At 64.7% G+C, this 16055-nt stretch carries 21 protein-coding genes; 5 read left to right on the top strand and 16 right to left on the bottom strand.

Annotated features, from left to right (window positions below; translation table 11 throughout):
* Positions 1-5: 5 nt before the first annotated feature.
* The 3 genes from pqqA to XM53_RS18635 form a co-directional block, all read right to left on the bottom strand.
* A complete protein-coding gene (pqqA, locus tag XM53_RS18645) occupies positions 6-104 on the bottom strand; it encodes a pyrroloquinoline quinone precursor peptide PqqA (protein ID WP_057796095.1) in 99 nt (32 codons plus the stop codon).
* An 86-nt stretch (positions 105-190) separates the two neighbouring features.
* Positions 191-877: a response regulator transcription factor gene (locus XM53_RS18640; RefSeq protein WP_057796092.1), complete on the bottom strand. Its 687-nt coding sequence runs from the start codon at positions 875-877 to the stop codon at positions 191-193.
* A gap of 47 nt (positions 878-924) precedes the next feature.
* Positions 925-2493, bottom strand: coding sequence for a sensor histidine kinase (locus tag XM53_RS18635; protein WP_057796090.1), 1569 nt, complete (start codon positions 2491-2493; stop codon positions 925-927).
* A 168-nt stretch (positions 2494-2661) separates the two neighbouring features.
* Between XM53_RS18635 and XM53_RS18630 the strand changes: the two genes are divergently transcribed.
* Positions 2662-2865, top strand: coding sequence for a hypothetical protein (locus XM53_RS18630; protein WP_057796087.1), 204 nt, complete (start codon positions 2662-2664; stop codon positions 2863-2865).
* Between the two features lie 7 nt (positions 2866-2872).
* Here the strand turns inward: XM53_RS18630 and XM53_RS18625 are convergent, their stop codons facing one another.
* From XM53_RS18625 to XM53_RS18585, 9 genes are read right to left on the bottom strand one after another with little or no spacing between them, the layout of a single operon-like run.
* On the bottom strand, positions 2873-3664 hold the full coding sequence (locus XM53_RS18625) for an ABC transporter permease (protein WP_057796085.1): 792 nt from the start codon (positions 3662-3664) through the stop codon (positions 2873-2875).
* The gene (locus tag XM53_RS18620) at positions 3661-4380 is read right to left on the bottom strand and encodes an ABC transporter ATP-binding protein (protein WP_057796083.1); all 720 of its coding nucleotides are present in this window, start codon (positions 4378-4380) and stop codon (positions 3661-3663) included. Before XM53_RS18620 ends, XM53_RS18625 begins: the two co-directional genes overlap by 4 nt.
* Positions 4377-4997 (bottom strand): ABC transporter ATP-binding protein, encoded by a 621-nt coding sequence (locus XM53_RS18615; protein ID WP_057796172.1) that lies wholly within the window; start codon positions 4995-4997, stop codon positions 4377-4379. The genes XM53_RS18620 and XM53_RS18615 overlap by 4 nt, the downstream gene beginning before the upstream one ends.
* Positions 4994-5740: an ABC transporter permease gene (locus XM53_RS18610; RefSeq protein ID WP_057796082.1), complete on the bottom strand. Its 747-nt coding sequence runs from the start codon at positions 5738-5740 to the stop codon at positions 4994-4996. The genes XM53_RS18615 and XM53_RS18610 overlap by 4 nt, the downstream gene beginning before the upstream one ends.
* Positions 5741-6703: an ABC transporter substrate-binding protein gene (locus XM53_RS18605; RefSeq protein ID WP_057796080.1), complete on the bottom strand. Its 963-nt coding sequence runs from the start codon at positions 6701-6703 to the stop codon at positions 5741-5743.
* Positions 6704-6733: 30 nt separating this feature from the next.
* Positions 6734-6982 carry a PepSY domain-containing protein gene (locus tag XM53_RS18600; RefSeq protein ID WP_057796078.1) on the bottom strand — a complete coding sequence of 83 codons (249 nt, stop codon included), beginning with the start codon at positions 6980-6982 and terminating at the stop codon, positions 6734-6736.
* Positions 6983-6995: 13 nt separating this feature from the next.
* On the bottom strand, positions 6996-7445 hold the full coding sequence (locus XM53_RS18595) for a cupredoxin domain-containing protein (RefSeq protein WP_057796076.1): 450 nt from the start codon (positions 7443-7445) through the stop codon (positions 6996-6998).
* Between the two features lie 15 nt (positions 7446-7460).
* On the bottom strand, positions 7461-8435 hold the full coding sequence (locus XM53_RS18590) for a YVTN family beta-propeller repeat protein (RefSeq protein ID WP_057796074.1): 975 nt from the start codon (positions 8433-8435) through the stop codon (positions 7461-7463).
* A gap of 9 nt (positions 8436-8444) precedes the next feature.
* A complete protein-coding gene (locus tag XM53_RS18585; protein ID WP_082631116.1) occupies positions 8445-9650 on the bottom strand; it encodes an ABC transporter substrate-binding protein in 1206 nt (401 codons plus the stop codon).
* Between the two features lie 121 nt (positions 9651-9771).
* Here XM53_RS18585 and XM53_RS18580 point away from each other — a divergent pair, with 121 nt between their 5' ends.
* From XM53_RS18580 to XM53_RS18565, 4 genes are read left to right on the top strand one after another with little or no spacing between them, the layout of a single operon-like run.
* The gene (locus XM53_RS18580; RefSeq protein ID WP_057796071.1) at positions 9772-10278 is read left to right on the top strand and encodes a DUF3280 domain-containing protein; all 507 of its coding nucleotides are present in this window, start codon (positions 9772-9774) and stop codon (positions 10276-10278) included.
* Entirely contained in the window at positions 10275-10817 is a 543-nt protein-coding gene (locus tag XM53_RS18575; protein WP_057796069.1) for an SRPBCC family protein, read from the top strand. The genes XM53_RS18580 and XM53_RS18575 overlap by 4 nt, the downstream gene beginning before the upstream one ends.
* Entirely contained in the window at positions 10801-11733 is a 933-nt protein-coding gene (locus tag XM53_RS18570) for a YncE family protein (protein ID WP_057796067.1), read from the top strand. The genes XM53_RS18575 and XM53_RS18570 overlap by 17 nt, the downstream gene beginning before the upstream one ends.
* Entirely contained in the window at positions 11730-12539 is an 810-nt protein-coding gene (locus XM53_RS18565) for a quinoprotein dehydrogenase-associated SoxYZ-like carrier (RefSeq protein WP_057796065.1), read from the top strand. The genes XM53_RS18570 and XM53_RS18565 overlap by 4 nt, the downstream gene beginning before the upstream one ends.
* A 51-nt stretch (positions 12540-12590) precedes the next feature.
* Here XM53_RS18565 and XM53_RS18560 read toward each other — a convergent pair whose 3' ends face one another.
* The 4 genes from XM53_RS18560 to XM53_RS18545 all read right to left on the bottom strand — a co-directional run bounded on the left by XM53_RS18560 (position 12591) and on the right by XM53_RS18545 (position 16039).
* Positions 12591-14015, bottom strand: coding sequence for a putative sodium/potassium/calcium exchanger (locus XM53_RS18560; protein WP_160321417.1), 1425 nt, complete (start codon positions 14013-14015; stop codon positions 12591-12593).
* Positions 14016-14116: 101 nt separating this feature from the next.
* Positions 14117-14662: a PQQ-dependent catabolism-associated CXXCW motif protein gene (locus tag XM53_RS18555; protein WP_144435610.1), complete on the bottom strand. Its 546-nt coding sequence runs from the start codon at positions 14660-14662 to the stop codon at positions 14117-14119.
* Positions 14659-15528, bottom strand: coding sequence for a substrate-binding domain-containing protein (locus XM53_RS18550; RefSeq protein WP_057796061.1), 870 nt, complete (start codon positions 15526-15528; stop codon positions 14659-14661). Before XM53_RS18550 ends, XM53_RS18555 begins: the two co-directional genes overlap by 4 nt.
* Complete coding sequence (locus tag XM53_RS18545) at positions 15512-16039, bottom strand: c-type cytochrome, methanol metabolism-related (protein ID WP_057796059.1); 528 nt, start codon at positions 16037-16039, stop codon at positions 15512-15514. The genes XM53_RS18550 and XM53_RS18545 overlap by 17 nt, the downstream gene beginning before the upstream one ends.
* Positions 16040-16055 lie beyond the last annotated feature (16 nt).

Raw genomic sequence — 16055 nt, 5'->3', positions numbered from 1 at the left:
CAGTCTTAGATCAGGACTTCGCGCTCTTCGTCGAAGTCAGGACCGTACATGTTGATTTCCATGCCGCATTCGATTTCGCGGATGATCGGTTTTGCCCATGCCATGATGGTTTCCTCCTTTGAATAACAGTCCAAAGATGACAACTCGGCCGCTTCATTGCGACTCTTAATTTCTGTGAAACGCTTAGACTTTAGTCCCGGTTCCCGGGGTCAAGCCGCGGGGCGAGGCCATCGATGACGAAGCCCTGATTCCGTACCGTCTTGATCTCAAAGCAAAAATCGGCGTCGCGGAGTTTCTTGCGCAAATAGCCGATATAGACGTCCACCACGTTTTCGTTACCCGACCCCTCGGCCTGCCAGAGCGCGTCGAAGATATCGCCGCGTGGCAAAGGCGTGCCGTCATGGGCGATGAGCAGGCGTAGAAGGTCATCTTCACGCTCGGTCAGCGACACGCGGGCGGTCTCGGTATGCAGGACGCGGTCGGCGGTCAGCGTGGCGGGTTGCGGGCGCTGCGAGGTCGCGCGGCGTTCCTGAACGCGCAGGCGAGCCACCAGTTCGTCGAAGCTGAAGGGTTTGACAACGTAATCGTCGGCCCCCGCCTCGAGCCCCGCGGTGCGGTGTTCGACATCCGAGAGCGCCGAGAGCATGAGGATGGGCAGGGTGGCGCCGCTCTCTCGGGCGCGGCGCACCAGATCAAGGCCGCTGTCGGCGCCCAGCATGACGTCGATGATGGCGCCAGAGAACGTCTCGCCGCGTAGCTTGTCGAGGGCGTGGTCGTAGCGGTTGACGGTTTCCGCCTGATAGCCGTGCAGGCCCAGCCCCCGCGCCAGGGCGGAGGTGATTTCCGGGTCGTCGTCGACGATCAGGAGGCGGGTCATGGCAGTGCGGTCTCTTTCGCGGCTGAGGGCCTGAGAATAGCGCCGTTTTAGCCGGTTGAAAGGGAAAGGCGAACCGCGATCTTTGTCCCGGGTGCGTCGCTTAGGGCGTCGGCGCGGGCGACCGGGCTTTCAAGGGTGATGGTGCCGTCATGGGAGTCGATCACCCAGCGGGCGAGGGCGAGGCCGATGCCGAAGCCCTGGGCCGAGGTGCTGCCCGATTGCGTGAAGCGTTCGAAGATGCCGGGCTGGTCGGCGGGGGCGATACCGGGGCCGTTGTCGATGACGGCGATTTCGGTGGTCTGGTCGCCGGCCCGCGCGTCGAGCCGAATTTGTCCGCCGTCGCGGGCGTGGCGGATGGCGTTGCGCACGAGACCCACCAGCACCTGCCGGATCCAGTTGCGGTCGCAGGTCAGGGTGACGTCGGGGATGTCCGACAGGGTGAGGGTCATGCCCGCATTGTCGGCCTCGGCGCGGATTTCCTCGTGCACTTCGGTTATGAGATCGCGCAGGGGAACGGGTGCGGGGTCCAGCGCCAGTTGGCCGCTGTCGGAGCGGGCCACGCGCAGAAGGTCGTCGATGCGGCGGTTCAGACGCGCGGCGCGGGCCTCGATCGTGGCGAAGGCGTCGGCGTCGGGCCCACCCGCCGCGCGGCCGATCTGTGCCTCCATCAGGATGACGGTCAGGGGCGTGCGCAATTCGTGGCTGACATCGGCAAAGAAGCGGCGGCGGTTCTCGTCGATCTCGGCCAGGGTTTCGTTGGCGGCGCGCAGTTCCTCGGTGCGGGCGGCGATGATGCTGCTGAGTTGCGCACGGTCCTGCTCGACCGCCGATTTGCGGGCGGCGAGGGCATGGGCCATGCGGTTGGTCTCGGCATAAAGACCGCCGATCTCGTCCCGGCGGGTTTCGGGCAGGTCGATGGCGAAATTCTCTTGCCCGATCTTCTGGGCCGCCTCGCGCAGGCGGTCGAGCCGGGCGAATTGCGGGCGGATAAGGCCGAAATAGAAGGCCAGCACCATCAGTACGGCGGCGACCGCGATGGCGATGGCGGCCAGGGTCAGTTTCTGGCGCAGGGCGACGATATCGGCGCGGATGTCGTTGCGGAAAAGCTGTTCCGTCTGCACCGCCTGGCTGAGCAGGGGGTCAAAGCCGGTGGCGAAGCTGTCGATATGGGCTTGCAGGCGGGGGCGGTCGATGTCGTCTTCGCCGAGGCCGCGCATGGTGCTGGACAGGAGCGCCTCCATCCGGGCGAGGCCGAGGGATTGCGTGCCGAAGCGGGACTGGGCGTCGAGGCCCAGATCCTGCGCTTCTTCGACCGCCTGGGCCACGTTCTGTTGCAGGCGCGCAAAGGAAGAGCGGAGGTTTTCGACCACCGGTTCCAGCCGTTCCAGCCGGGTGTCGGCAGGCAGCTCGCGCTGCACGGCCTCGGTTGCGACGACGAGGAAGGTGGCGGCCTGGGTCGAGAGGCCGGCATAGCCCGACATGCGCTGTTCGGCCTTGAGCGTGGCATCGAGGCGGTCGGAGACGGCCAGCAGGCCCAGCCAGAGGATGAGCGCGGTGACCCATGTGCCCACACCCAGGGCGAGGGCGCCGAGGCCAAGGAGGGTTTTCAGCGACATGGCACAAGCGCCCGGAAATTAGGCATCAATGCTGCAATGCAGCATAAATATGCACAGCTTCGGAAAAACCGGCCGGCGAACGGTGCCGTTACCCTTTCCTTAGAGGTTTTGCGCTTCACTTTGACAGCAGACGGGAGCGAAGACGAATGCAACACGCAAGGAAAGACCATGATCGAGCTTCTGTTTGTCGCCTGTCTGGCGCAGTCCCCCGACCAGTGTCGTGAACGCAGTCTGCTGTTCACTGACGTCACCCCGATGCAATGCCTGATGGGCGCGCAGCCGGAACTGGCCAAGTGGGTGAACACCCATCCCAACGAACGTATCAAAAGCTGGCGCTGCCAAACGGTGAACACTGCCGAGGTGGACATCTGAGCGGTCCTCAGGTCTTGCGCTTCATCAGGCCGCGGGCGGGGTCGTAGCCCCAGATCGCCAGCGCGCAGAAGACCAGCGTGCTGCCTGTGACCCAGGCGAGGGCGGTCCAGTTGATTTGAAGGTAGAGCGAGAAGCGGATCAGCTCGACCGCGTAGGTGAAAGGGTTGAGCGCGCAGATGTCGCGCAGCAAGGGTGAGCTTTCGGCCATTTTCCACAAGGGGTAGAGGGCCGAGGACATGAAGAACATCGGGAAGATGACGAAGTTCATCACGCCCGCGAAGTTTTCCAGTTGCTTGATGAAGCTGGACAGGACCAGCCCAAGACCGCCGAGCATGAGGCCGCCGAGGATGAGGCTGGGCAGCACGGCGAGGTATCCCCAGGCGGGCATGGTGATGCCGAAGGCGGCGGCGATGGCGAGGAAAGTGTAGACCTGCAGCACCGAGATGATCGTGGCGCCGAACAGGCGGCAGATCAGCAACCACCAGCGGGGAAAGGGGCTTGTCAGCAGCAGGCGCATCGAGCCCATTTCGCGGTCGTAGACGAGGCTAAGCGAGGATTGCATCCCGTTGAAGAGGAGCACCATCGCGCAGAGGCCGGGTACGATATAGGTCTCGTAGGTGATGTAGGTCTGATAGGGCGGGATGATCGACAGGCCAAGTGCGGCGCGGAACCCGGCGGCGAAGATCAGGAGCCAGACGAGGGGGCGGACGAGGGCGGCGATGAAGCGCTCGCGCTGATGCACGAAGCGCAGGAATTCGCGGGCGATGATCGCCTTTGCGACGCGGAACGTGCCGGTCATGCGGTTTCCCCCGTGCGTGTCAGGAACCAGTCCGACAGGCTTTGATCGCCGCGGGCCGCGCCGGCGGTGCCGCGGTGGATGATCTGCCCCTTGTGCAGGACGACGAGCGCGTCGCCGTCGCGCACCTCGTCCGTCAGATGGGTGGTCCAGAGGACGCAGAGGCCGGTCCTGGCGAGCTCGTGGACGTGATCGGTGATGCCCTGCCGCGAGGCGGCGTCGAGGCCCACGGTGGGTTCGTCGAGCAAGAGCACGTGCGGGTCGTGGATCAGGGACCGGGCGAGTTCGGTGCGGCGGCGGTGGCCGCCGTTGAGGTCGCGGGCCTTTTCCTCGGCGCGGTGGCGCATGTCGAGCTGGTCGAGGGCGGCGTCGATGCGGCCCGGAACCTCGGATTTCGGCAGGCCCTGGAGGGCGGCGAAATAGGCGAGGTTCTGGCGGACCGAGAGGTTGAGGTCGAGCGTGGATTGCTGGAAGACGACGCCGAGCTTTCCGAGGGCGCGGCGGGGTTCGCGGCGCATGTCGTGGCCGGCGACGGTGATCTCGCCCTGGGGGGCCACCAGCAGGCGGGTCAGCAGGGCGATGAGCGTGGATTTGCCCGCGCCGTTGGGGCCGAGAAGCGCGCAGAAGGTGCCGGGGGCGACGTCGAACGCCACATTGTCCAGCGCCTGCTTGGCGCCGTAGTGGAAGCTGAGGTTATTGACGGTCAGGCCTGTGGTCACGTGGTCCGGTCCTTTGTCGTTCCGGCGAGTTGCGCGCCGTTTGGCCCAGTTTCCAGTGTCAGGGTCCGGTGTGCAAGCCGTGTCGCCTCGGCCATGTCGTGGGTCACGAAGAGCGTTGCCGGCTGGTGGCGGGCGATGAGCGCCTCGGTGAGCGTCAGCATCCGGTCGGCGGCGGCGGCGTCCAGCGAGACGAACGGCTCGTCCATGATCAGCAGGTCGGGTTGTCCGGCGAAGGCGCGGGCGAGGGCGAGGCGGCGTTGCTGGCCGAGGGAGAGCTGGCCGGGAAAGAGGGTGTCCTTGCCCGAAAGGCCGACCTCGTCGAGCGCGGCGAGGGCGCGGTCGCGGGGCAGGCCGGGATGCAGGAGTGTGAGGTTGTCGAGGGCGGAGCGCCAGGGCAGCAGGGTGGGTTCCTGGAAGACCATGGCGATGGCGTCGGGCCGGTGGATCTGGCCGGTGAAGTCGGTGTCGATGCCCGAGACCAGCCGAAGGAGGGTGGATTTGCCGATGCCGGAGGGGCCAACAAGGGCCACGGTTTCGCCTGCCGCAACCTCGAAGGCGATGGGGCCGAGCACGCGGTCGTCGCCGAAGCGTTTTTCTGTGATGGAGACGGTGATCATGCGCGGCGCCACCGGGTTGCGTGGCGTTCCCACGGTTGCAGCAGCGCCCATTCCACCAGCAGCATCACGGTGATGAAGGAAAAGGCGTAGACCAGCACCATGGCGACGTCGAAGAGCTGGAAATAGAGGTGGATCTGGAAGCCGATGCCGGACGAGCGGCCCAGGAATTCGACCACGAGGACGATTTTCCAGATGACGGCCACGCCCCCCCGCGCGGCGGCGGCGATGAAGGGGGCCAGTTGCGGTAAGGTGATGTGGCGCAAGCGCATCCAGCCTGACATGCGGTAGACGCGGGCCAGCGCGTCGAGCTGTGGATCCATGGCGCGGGCGCCTTCGCGGATGACGATGGCGACGTTGGGCACCTTGTTGAGCGTGACGGCGGCGATGGCGGCGGCCTCGGTCAGGCCGATCCAGAGGTAGCAGAGGACGATCAGCACCAGCGCGGGCAGGTTGAGGAAGATCACCAGCCACGGGTCGAGCCAGCGGTTGAGCGCGGGCGACCGGCCCATGGCGAGGCCGATGATGCCGCCCAGCGTCATGGCGAGGCAGAAGGCCCAGAGCACGCGCAGCAGGGTGGCCGAGAGGTGAGTCCAGAGCTCTCCGCTGGCGATTTCCTGTGCGAAGAGAGGCGCGAGGGCCCAGGGGGTGGGCAAGACCTGCGGATCGGCCTTGAGCGTCGAGGCCACGACCCAGAGCGCGAGAAGCCCCGCGATGGAGAGGAGCGGCGTCAGCTTGGTTTGCATTTAATGGACGTCGGCGAAAAGGCCGTCGGGGAGCGTGTCGGCCTGCCCCACCAGTTCCGCGCCGCCGAGGTCGTGCATGAGGCTGAGAAAGGCTTGGGCGGCGTCCTCGTCGATGGGTTTCCGGGCCGGGATGCCGGCGATCCAGTCGGTGCGGAGTTGCTCGAATTCGGCATCACTGTCGGCGTTCATCATCGGGCGCAGGTCCTGCCAGATATCGTCGGAGGACATCAGCAGGGTCTTGGCTTCGCGGCTGGCCTCATAGAAGGATTGCGCGAGGTCGGGGTTCTCCGACAGGAACTCTTCCTTGAAATAATAGCCCAGTAGGGGTGTTTCGGGGTCGAGGCCCAGTTCGCGGGCGGCGGTGTCGACGGAAATGAGTTCACGCATCCCGGCGGCCTTCATCTTGGCGAGGTAGTGCCAGTAATTGATGGCCCCCGCGAGGCCGCCGTCAAGGGCGGTGCGGAAGATCAGGGGCGGCGCGCCGTAGACTTGCTCGGTCTCGGCCTCGAGATCGAGATCGTAAGCTTGCGCAGCATAGGCGCGCAGGATGAGCCAGGACTTGTCGAGCGGGCCGCCGGCGATGCCGAGTTTCTGCCCGGCGAGGTCGGCCAGGGTTTGGGCGGTGGAGTCGGCGGAGACCACCACGCCGCCCACGGCGCGGGAATAGGGGAGGAAGACATAAGGCTTGCCCGCAGCGCGCTGGCGGGCGACCCAGATCCAGTCGGCGACGGCCATGTCGGCCTCGCCGCCTTCGACGGCGATGCGGGTGGCGCTGTTGTCGGCATAGAGCTGAATGTCGAGGGTGAAGCCGTGTTTTTCGTCGAGGCCTTCATCGACGATGGTCTGAAGCTCCCAGTTGACCGTGCCGATCTTGAGGGTGGCGGCGCGGATCGTCGGAGCTTCCTGGGCATAGGCCGCCATGCTGCTTAGCAAGAAGGAGAGAGATGCTATGATGCGCAACATGGCGGGCCTTTCGTCTGGGAGGACGTGGGTTTATTCGGCGCGGCGTTCGACCTCGTTGAGGTCGGCGTCCAGTTCGATGTCGAATTGGTTGCCGCCCTTGCAGATCACGTCGTCAAGCTCATACCCACCGTCGTCTTCGACTTCGATATCGGCGGGGTCCATCTGGCATTCGATGGAGGCGAGATAGGCCTCGATCTTTTCGACGGTTTCGGCGTCTACGTGGTCGTCGGCGAGGGCGGGCGAGGCGACAAGCGCCGCGATTGCGAGAGTGCGTTTCATTCGAGAGGCTCCATTACTGGATGTTGAAGGTCACTTGTTGCGTCTCGCCGGTGGAGCCGGGGATGCGCAGCGTGTGGCTGCCCGGCTTGATGGCGATGAAGGAGAGCGTGGCGACACCGGCATCATCGAACTCGAGGGAGTCGATGGCCATGGGGCGGACCTCGATCTTGTTTATGACGATCTCGTTCATCCAGATCGCGCGGAAAAAGTCGCTGCCGGTGATGGCCAGTTCGGCGGAGCCGTCGGCGGTGATTTCGAGCGTGTAATAGGCGCCGGATTGCAGGTTAACGCTACCGGTTTCGTGCAGCGGCTGGCCCGAGGCAAGCGTGATCTCGATCGTGTCGCCACGGTTGCAGGCGGCCAGCAGACCGGCAAAGCCGAGGTCGTCGCAAAGAGGTGCGGCGACGGCTGGACCGGTGAGGTAGGTGGCGGCGGTGGCCGCTGCTATCAACAATTTTTTCATTGTGCGTATCCTTCTTTATTCGATGGTCACCACGCCCCAGGGCTGATCGCCAACCTGGATGGAGCGAACGGCCTCTTCCTTGGCCACGTCGATGACGGTGATGTCGTTGGAATTGCCGTTGGTGGTGAGCAGGTATTTTTCGTCCGGCGTGAAATCGAGCTGCCAGACGCGCTGACCAACCAGGATGTAGTCCAGCACCTCGAGGCTTTGGGCATCGACCACGGCGACGCGGTTCGAAGGGCCAAGCGCCACGAAGAGACGGGTGCCGTCGGAGGTGACCTTGGCGCCCACGGGTTGCAGCCATTCGGGCTGAACGTTCGGGACCTCGAAGGTGATTTTCTGCACGAGCGTCGGTGTGCCGTCCTCGGCGATGTCCATGACGCTGACTGTGCCGCCGATCTCGGAGGTGACGAAGAGGCGGGTGCCGTCGGCGGTGTACTGGGCATAGCGCGGGCGCTGGTCGACCAGGATGTTGTGCTTGATCTCGTAATCCTCGGTCGAGATGAAATGCGCCATATTGGTCGTCTCGGACGTGTTCACCACCCACTTGGCGTCGGGGCTCATGCCCATGCCCTCGGGTTCGACCCCCACGGGCACCTCGGCCAGCACGGTGCGGCTTTCGGTGTCGGTGACGGTCACGAGGTTGTCATCCTCGTTGGCGATGTAAAGCCGCTTGCCCGAGGGTTCGATGATGAAAAGCTCGGGGTCGGGGCCGGAGGGGAGCGAGGGCAGCTCCTCGTAGGTTTCGGAGTCGAACACGCGGACGAGATTGTCGTCGGAGGCGCAGACATAGATCTTGGTGCCGTCGGGGCTGGCGGTGATGCCGCGGGGGCGGTTGCCGGCGAAAAACTCGTCGGTCACTTCCCAGGTTTCGGTGTCGATCACGGTGATGGTGTTGCCGCGTTCGTTGGTCACGAAAGCCTTGCCGGCCAGCGCGGGCCCGGCGGCGAGCGCCAGGGCGGAAGTTAGAAGGAGTGCCTTGAGTTTCATGTGTTCCCCTTAGTTGCTGAAGGCCGTGCAGGCCGATTCCGGGCGGTCGAGGCCGAGCGTGTCCTGCACGGCGTTCTGGTGCAGGAAACCTTCCTGCGGGCTGACGCTGACCGTGACGCGGTCGTCGTAAAGCATGACCTGCTGGCGCATCTGGCCGTTCCAGTCGCGGAAGGTGACTTCCTGCCCCTTGAAGCCGGCCAGTTCGAACTGGTCGGAGAGCAGGTAGTCTTTTACCCCGTCCGGCTCGGCGGTTTGGGCGCGGGTCACGGCCTCACCCACCGCGCGCAGGGCGATCCAGACGTTGTAATCGGCATCCTTGATGTAGCGGCCCGCCAGTTTTTCGAAGCGGGTCTGAAGCTGGGTCGCGCCGTAGGCTTCGTGCCCGCCATGCATCTGCACGGGGCGCAGACCGGACGAGCCCATCACGGGGCGCGGATCCCACAGGTGGTAGGTGAGGTAGGCGGCGAAATAGTCGGTCTCGTCGGCGGTGATGACCACGTCATGCTCGGGCAGGTCCTGCATGAAGGTGGGCAGTTGGCGCTGGACGAGGACATGGCCGGAATCGGTACGGCGGGCGCCGCCGGTGTCTTCGAAGGTGCGTTCCTCGACGATCTGGGCGCCGAACTTGGTGGCGGCGCGGCGATAGGCGTCGGCCAGCGCCATGTCGGCAGGGTTGGAGCCGGAAATGAGCACCCAGCGGGGCCACTTCTTCCAGATGGCGAATTGCGCGATGGCGTCGGCCTGCTGGGCATAGCTGGTGGCGGTGTGCAGGAGGTTGGCGCGGCAGTCCTCGTTGCGCATGGCCATGTCGCCGGCGCGGGCGTTGAAGACCAGCGCGCCCTCTTCGGCGGCACGGTCGGCGAGGCGCAGAACGTCCTCTTCCCGGGCGTGGATGACGATCAGGCGGATGCCGTCGGCGAGGATTTCGTCGAGGGCGGCATCGGCGGCGTCGGGCGCGGCGGATTTCTGGATCGTTTCGTAGGTGTGGCCCATGAAACTGCCGGTGGAGTTGTTGTCCTGATCGGCGAGTGCGGCGCCGGCAAAGCCCAGATCCTCGGGCGCCTCGTCGAAGCGCGAAATGGGGCGCTGGACCTGGTAATCGACGCGCAGGACGGCGGCGCGGACGTCGATGGCCGCGGCAGTTCCCGCGGTAAAAAACAGTGTGACGGCGCAGAGAAGCGCGGCCGCGAAAAGCGTCGCAAAACGGTTCAGCACTTTTATCCTCCCTTACCGCGAAGTTGATCTTCGCGGCCCGACCAATACCAATTGCCGTGTTTCGCAATCACTGTACCCAACGCAAGATGAAGGGCGACTCTTAACTTCTAAGAACGCCCGTATGCGATTGATATTGTTCTTGTTCCTGGCTTTCGCCCCGGCTGCGCACGCGCAAGGCACTGTGGCCTTTTTCGGGCTGCACCTAGAGGACAGTTCGGGGCAGACAACGCAATCCTCGGCGCTGGTGGCCGAGGGGCCGGACGAGGCAGACCTGGCGCGGGTTGAGATGCTGGAAGCGATGCTGGCGGAGAGATTCGAGGGGGAAGGCTATGCGCTGATGGACCTTGCGCCGGTGGCGGAAGAGTTGGAGCGCGTAAGCAACCCGGCGAGCTGTTATGGGTGCGACATCCGCATGGCCAAGACGCTGGGCGCGGAGTTCATCCTTGTGGGCGAGATCAACATGGTCTCGCCTGTGCTGGTGTCCATCGCGGTGCAATTGAAGGATGCCGTGAGCGGCGAGATCGTGAAGGGTGGCAGCGTCAGCGTGCGCGGCAGCACCGACGAGATCTGGGCGCGGGGGATGCGACAAATCTTGAAAAACAGGATCTTCAGGGAGGAAGATACATGAGAAGACGACTGTTCATGGCCAGCCTGACGGCGCTGATGCTGCCGGGCATGGCGTTGGCGCACGGGCCGACGCGGCAGAAGGTGACGCTGACCACCGAGGTGGCGGCGGAACCCGCCGAGGTCTGGGAGGCGATCGGCAATTTCCAGGACATGTCCTGGCACCCGGCGGTGCATTCCACGACCGGCGAGGGCGGCAACGAGGTTGACGCCACGCGCGTGTTGACGCTGGGCGAGGAGGGTGGCCCGACCATCGACGAGATCCTCTACAAGTACAGCGACGAGAAGATGAGCTATTCCTACCGGATCACCGAGGTCGCGGTCGAGACGCTGCCGGTGACGAATTACTCTTCTCACCTGACGGTGAAGCCGCGTGACGGGGGCGGGTCGATCGTGGAATGGCGGGGCGCGTTCTATCGCGGCTATCCCAACAACGATCCGCCGCCCGAATTGAACGACGAGGCGGCAATTGCGGCCGTGAGCGGTGTCTACCAGGCGGGGCTGGATGCCCTGACCGAGAGGTTCGGTGCGCCGGGTTCTTGATGCGCTGGCGATTTGCCTGGCCACGCCGGTGGCCGGGCAGACCGCCTTTGTCACCTGTCAGCCCGCCGATGCGTTGAGCGTGATTGACGTGGCCCGAGGGGTCGAGATCGATCGCTGGGACGTGGCGGGCAAGCCTGCCGGGGTCGCCGTTGGTGGCGATGCGGTCTATTCCGTCTCCCCGGATACAAAGACCGTGCGGCGTTTCACGCTCACCGGCAGGCTTTTGACCGAAACGCAGCTTGACGGCGGGCCGACCGGCGTGGCGCTGGATGCCGCGCGCGGGCGGCTGTTCGTGTCGGACTGGTACAATGCGCGGCTTTGGGTGTTGGATTCCGAAAGCCTTGAGGTTTTGCAGGAACTTGGAACCGGGGCGGAGCCGGCGGGGATCGCGCTGTCGCCGGATGGACGGTTCCTGGCCAGTGCCGAGAAGGATGCCGACCGGGTGTCGGTGTGGGATGCCGAGACGCTGAAGGTGGTGCACCGGGTCGATGTGGGCGTGCGGCCCTATGGGTTGGGGTTTGCACCCGATGGGCGGCTGTTCGTGGGCAACGTGGGCAGCAATGACGTGAGCGTCGTGGATCCAAGAGTCGGCGCGGTGCTGGCAACGGTGCCGGTGGGCGAGCGGCCCTATGGCGTGGCCTTCGCAGGCGGGCGTGCCTTCGTGACCAACCAATATGCGAATTCCTTGAGCGTCATTGAACTCGACACGCTGGACTCGGTGGAGGAGGTCAGCGTGGGTGAATATCCCGAAGGGATCGACGCCACGGCGGATGGGAGCCTCGTGGTCTTTGCCAACTGGTTCGAGAACACGGTGACCGTGATGGACGCCGAAACGCTGGACGTGATATATGACGTGGATACCTGCGACGGGCCCCGGGCCTTTGGCAGGTTCCTGTCGGGAGGAGGCAAGGAATGATCGGAACATCTGTGCGTGCGTTGAGCGCGCTGTGCCTGATGGCGGTGCCGGCGCTGGCCGGGACGTGGGAGGATCTGAGCGCCGAGATCTACGGCGAGCGGGCGCTGCTGGACGGTGCGCAAGTGATCGCCATCGACGCGCCGTATCGGACGGGCAACGACGCGCGCACGCAGCTGGCGGCGCAGGTGGTCGCCCCCGAGGGGGCCGAGATAGCCAGCGTGACGCTGGTGATCGACGAGAACCCTATGCCGGTCTCGGCGGTCTTTGACCTGGATACGCCGCTGCCGGCGTTCTTTTTTGACGTAACGATGCGGATCAACGGGCCGACGCCGATGCACGTGGTGGCCGAGACGACCGACGGACGGCTTTTCGTCTCCGAGGCCTTCGTCAAGACCTCGGGACAGGGGGCCTGCGCGGCGCCGCCGGGGACCGACCCGAAGCTGGCGCTGGAAACGTTGGGAAAGATGCAGATCGAACTGGCCGGGCGTCTGACGGGCCTGGGGCAGAGTGCGGCGGACAAGCTGGCGAACCGTTTGAACCGCATGGACGTGGACATTTCGCACCCGTCGCATTCGGGGATGCAGATGGACCAGATCACGCTGCTGTTCTTGCCCATGCGCTATGTCGAGACGGTGGATATCGACCTGGACGGTGCGGGGTATGTCGAGATGACGGGGTCGATATCGCTGTCGGAGAATCCGCAGGTGGCGCTGTCGGTGCCGAGCCGGGCGCAGGCGGTGGACGTGACCATGACGGATACCGATGGCACCGTCACCCATGCGCACAAGAAATTGACCGGATACTGAGACGGAGTGACCCCGGGCACGTGATGCGCGCCCGGGGCCTTTCGTTGTTCGTTACTCGCAGGCCGTGGCGAAGCGTGCGGTCTTGTTCTCCACGCTTTCGACCGTGAGCATACAGCCGTTTTCAAGCTCGACCTCGGAGCCGGATTCGGCGGATTGCACGTTGAAGCCGTTGACGGCAAAGCGCACGGTGTCGTCCGCGATGGAGCTGACGAAGATGCGGATGTCGCCGTCGTTCAGGACCGCGGTGGAGCCGACGCCGAAGGTTTCGGTGTCTTCGCCCGATGCGGACCCGCTGTCGCCGGAGCCCGAGCCACTTTCGCTGAGCTGAGCTTCGAGTGCTGCGACACGTTCCTCGAGCGCGGCGATCTGGTCGGCACTGGATTGCGTGCCTTCGCTGTCGCTCTCGGCGGATGCGGCTTGTTCGTCAGAGCCTTCGTTGTCGCTCTCGGAGGCGGCTGCTTGCTCTTCGGAGCCTTCGCTGCCGCTCTCGGAGGCGGCGGCTTGCTCTTCGGAACCTTCGCTGCTGTTTTCGGAAGACGCGGCTTGTTCCTCTGAGCTTTCGGTGTCGCTCTCGGAGGCGGCGGCCTGTTCTTCGGAACCTTCACTGCTGTCTTCGGAAGACGCGGCTTGTTCTTCGGAGCCTTCGCTGCTGCTCTCGGAAGATGCGGCTTGCTCTTCTGAGCCTTCGCTGCTGCCCTCGGAAGATGCGGCTTGTTCCTCGGAACCTTCGGTGTCGCTCTCGGAGGAGGCGGCCTGTTCTTCTGAGCCTTCGCTATCGCTCTCTGAGGCGGCGGCTTGGTCTTCGGAACCTTCGCTGTCGCTCTCGGAAGAGGCTGCTTGGTCTTCGGAGCCTTCGCTATCGCTCTCTGAGGAGGCGGCCTGCTCTTCGGAACCTTCGCTATCGCTCTCGGAGGAGGCCGCTTGGTCTTCGGAACCTTCGCTATCGCCCTCGGAAGACGCAGCTTGTTCCTGGGAACCTTCGCTCTCACTCTCGGAGGACGCTGCCTGCTCTTCGGAGCCTTCGCTGTCGCTCTCGGATGCAGCGGCTTGGTCTTCGGAACCTTCGCTATCGCCCTCGGCAGACGCAGCTTGTTCCTCGGAACCTTCGCTCTCACTCTCGGAGGACGCTGCCTGCTCTTCGGAACCTTCGCTGTCGCTCTCGGAGGCGGCGGCTTGGTCTTCGGAGCCTTCGCTGTCGCCCTCGGAGGAGGCGGCTTGTTCCTCGGAACCTTCGGTATCGCTCTCGGAGGAAGCGGCCTGTTCTTCGGAGCCTTCGCTATCGCTGTCGGAGGCGGCAGCTTGGTCTTCTGAGCCTTCGCTGTCGCCCTCGGCGGCTGCGGTCTCTTCCTCGGAGGTTTCGGTGCTGGCTTGGGCGGTCTGGTCGCCCAGCGGTTCGGGTCTCGGGCGCAGGGCTGCTACTGCCAGAAGCACGGCCACGGCCGCGATCAGGACCCCGTAAATCAACTTGTCATTCAATGTTTCCACTCCCAGGTCTAAGTGTTTTCGTTGCGTGAGTCGTTTTCAAACCATATGGGACGACCCGGCCAATCGGCAAATTTATGGCGCGTATTCGCCTGTCAGGGGGTGGGGAAAGGCTTGATTTCTTCCAACGGAAAGTCCTGAAACGCCCACCCGTCCGTACCATCGGGGAACCAGTAGACCTGCGAATGGTTCCATTCGAGCGCGCGTTTCGCGGCGTTCCAGCTCATCCAGCAGTCTGCCAGGCAGAAAAACACCACGGGGCGGTCGGGGTCGCCCGCGGTGGCGTGATCGAGACCGGCGCGGAAATAATCGGCGGTGACGTCGGCCAGCGCACCATAGCCCACGTTGGGCAGCCAGACCGCGCCGGGGATGCTGGGGCGGGGCTTGTCGCGCCAGATGGTGCCTTCGGGCAGGCCCTCGGGCTTGGGCGCTTGCGGTAGGACGTCGATGAAAACCGCCTCGCCGGTTTGCCAGAGGGCGTGGGCCTCTTCCGCGTCGATGACGGTGCCGCGGTCAAGCGTTGCGGGCACCGGGGCGCGGTAGTCATCCATGCGGTAGTCGGAGGGTTCGGCCACGTCCTGGGCGGTGGCTGCGGTGGCGGCCCAGGCCGCAAGGGCGAGGGCCACCACGAGGCGTTTCACTGTCCCAGGTCCAGAAGCTCGTTGCCCATGTCGCTGACAAGGGGCACGCCGGCCTCGGTCAGAAGCGCGTTGATCTCGTCCTGGTGGCGGCGGATGAGCGAATTGAGCTCGCGCTGCCAGACCTTTTCACCCTGCCGCACGCCCATCGTGATGCGGAAGAAAAGGCGCGGGGGCAGCTCCTCGTTGATGAGGGGGATCACCTTCATGCCGGGGTAGTCGGTCTTGACCAGCGGGCCGCCGAGCGGGCCCCACAGGATGGCGGCGTCGATGTCGCCGGCCTTGAGGTCGTCGAGCATGTTGGTCGCCGGATTCTCGTGCCGGCGGTCGACGACGAGGTTATAGGGCTTGGCCTTACCAATGAGCCCGTGGCGCGCGAGATGCGCCGAGGGCGGCGTGCCGGCGATGATGCCGATGCGGGTGCCTTTGAGGGCGTCGTCGGTGAGGCTCTCGACCGAGGCGAGGGCGCTGTCCTGCGGCACGATCAGGGTATAGACCGAGCTGAAATAGTGGTTGGTGTTCAGCACCAGTTCGTGGCCCTGGGCATAGCCCATCACGACGTCGCAGCGCTTGACCTTCAGCGTGTTGCGGATGAAGCCCGTGGCCTGCGGATACCAGGTGTATTGCACCGGCAGGTCCAGCTTTGACGCGATGAGTTCGGCCAGCTTGTTTTCGTACCCCGTGCCCTCCTTGGTGGACATGGGGTAATTGGCCGGATCGGCGCAGACGCGCAGGGCGTTCTGCGAGACAAGGTCGGAGGTCTGGGCCGTCGCCGGCCCGGACATCAGCAGCGCCGAAAAGCAAAGCGCCGCCGTCCCGGTGAGGCGGGCGGCGGCGCGCAATGCTGCGGATTTAGCCCATGCAGGCATTTTCATCCTCTTGGATCGCGTCGGACTTGGCCTCTTTCGAGCCGGGACGTCCGCGCGGGACGGCCTCCATGCCGCGGGCCTTGAGATAGACATAGATGTCGTCGAGATAGCACATCACGTTCGGGTTGTCGCCGAAGTGGGGCATGACGGAGTTGCCGTTGCCACGGCCATTCACGACGACATCGTAGAAGTCGTAATAGCCCATGTGGACGGCGGAATTCTTGACCTTGGGGGCGTAGGACGAGCCTTCGCCATCGGGGCCGTGGCAGACGTGGCATTCGGCGTGATAGCGGCGGAAGCCCGAGAAGGTCAGCCAGTCTACGGTGCCGTCCTCGGCCACGTTGTAGGTGGGAACGTCTTCTTCGTTGAAGTAACGCCCGCCTTCTTCGTAGGCGACGGTCTCGTCGTGGTTAGCAGGATCGACCGGCTGATCGCTCCAGTTCTGAGCCGAGGCTGTGATCGGCAGCGCGACCAGGGCCGAGGCGAGTGTCAAGCGGAGTCCGGTGCTCATGATGCGGTCATACCTT

The sequence above is a fragment of the Roseovarius atlanticus genome (assembly GCF_001441615.1).
Taxonomy (GTDB): domain Bacteria; phylum Pseudomonadota; class Alphaproteobacteria; order Rhodobacterales; family Rhodobacteraceae; genus Roseovarius; species Roseovarius atlanticus.
The sequence above is the reverse complement of the archived record's forward strand: the minus strand, read 5'-3'. Positions and strand labels throughout refer to the sequence as shown.

Bases quoted from the DNA above. Each gene is read 5' to 3' on its own strand.
- pqqA (WP_057796095.1), bottom strand. From the start codon at position 104: ATGGCATGGGCAAAACCGATCATCCGCGAAATCGAATGCGGCATGGAA.
- XM53_RS18640 (WP_057796092.1), bottom strand. From the start codon at position 877: ATGACCCGCCTCCTGATCGTCGACGACGACCCGGAAATCACCTCCGCC.
- XM53_RS18635 (WP_057796090.1), bottom strand. From the start codon at position 2,493: ATGTCGCTGAAAACCCTCCTTGGCCTCGGCGCCCTCGCCCTGGGTGTG.
- XM53_RS18630 (WP_057796087.1), top strand. From the start codon at position 2,662: ATGATCGAGCTTCTGTTTGTCGCCTGTCTGGCGCAGTCCCCCGACCAG.
- XM53_RS18625 (WP_057796085.1), bottom strand. From the start codon at position 3,664: ATGACCGGCACGTTCCGCGTCGCAAAGGCGATCATCGCCCGCGAATTC.
- XM53_RS18615 (WP_057796172.1), bottom strand. From the start codon at position 4,997: ATGATCACCGTCTCCATCACAGAAAAACGCTTCGGCGACGACCGCGTG.
- XM53_RS18610 (WP_057796082.1), bottom strand. From the start codon at position 5,740: ATGCAAACCAAGCTGACGCCGCTCCTCTCCATCGCGGGGCTTCTCGCG.
- XM53_RS18605 (WP_057796080.1), bottom strand. From the start codon at position 6,703: ATGTTGCGCATCATAGCATCTCTCTCCTTCTTGCTAAGCAGCATGGCG.
- XM53_RS18600 (WP_057796078.1), bottom strand. From the start codon at position 6,982: ATGAAACGCACTCTCGCAATCGCGGCGCTTGTCGCCTCGCCCGCCCTC.
- XM53_RS18595 (WP_057796076.1), bottom strand. From the start codon at position 7,445: ATGAAAAAATTGTTGATAGCAGCGGCCACCGCCGCCACCTACCTCACC.
- XM53_RS18590 (WP_057796074.1), bottom strand. From the start codon at position 8,435: ATGAAACTCAAGGCACTCCTTCTAACTTCCGCCCTGGCGCTCGCCGCC.
- XM53_RS18580 (WP_057796071.1), top strand. From the start codon at position 9,772: ATGCGATTGATATTGTTCTTGTTCCTGGCTTTCGCCCCGGCTGCGCAC.
- XM53_RS18575 (WP_057796069.1), top strand. From the start codon at position 10,275: ATGAGAAGACGACTGTTCATGGCCAGCCTGACGGCGCTGATGCTGCCG.
- XM53_RS18565 (WP_057796065.1), top strand. From the start codon at position 11,730: ATGATCGGAACATCTGTGCGTGCGTTGAGCGCGCTGTGCCTGATGGCG.
- XM53_RS18550 (WP_057796061.1), bottom strand. From the start codon at position 15,528: ATGCCTGCATGGGCTAAATCCGCAGCATTGCGCGCCGCCGCCCGCCTC.
- XM53_RS18545 (WP_057796059.1), bottom strand. From the start codon at position 16,039: ATGAGCACCGGACTCCGCTTGACACTCGCCTCGGCCCTGGTCGCGCTG.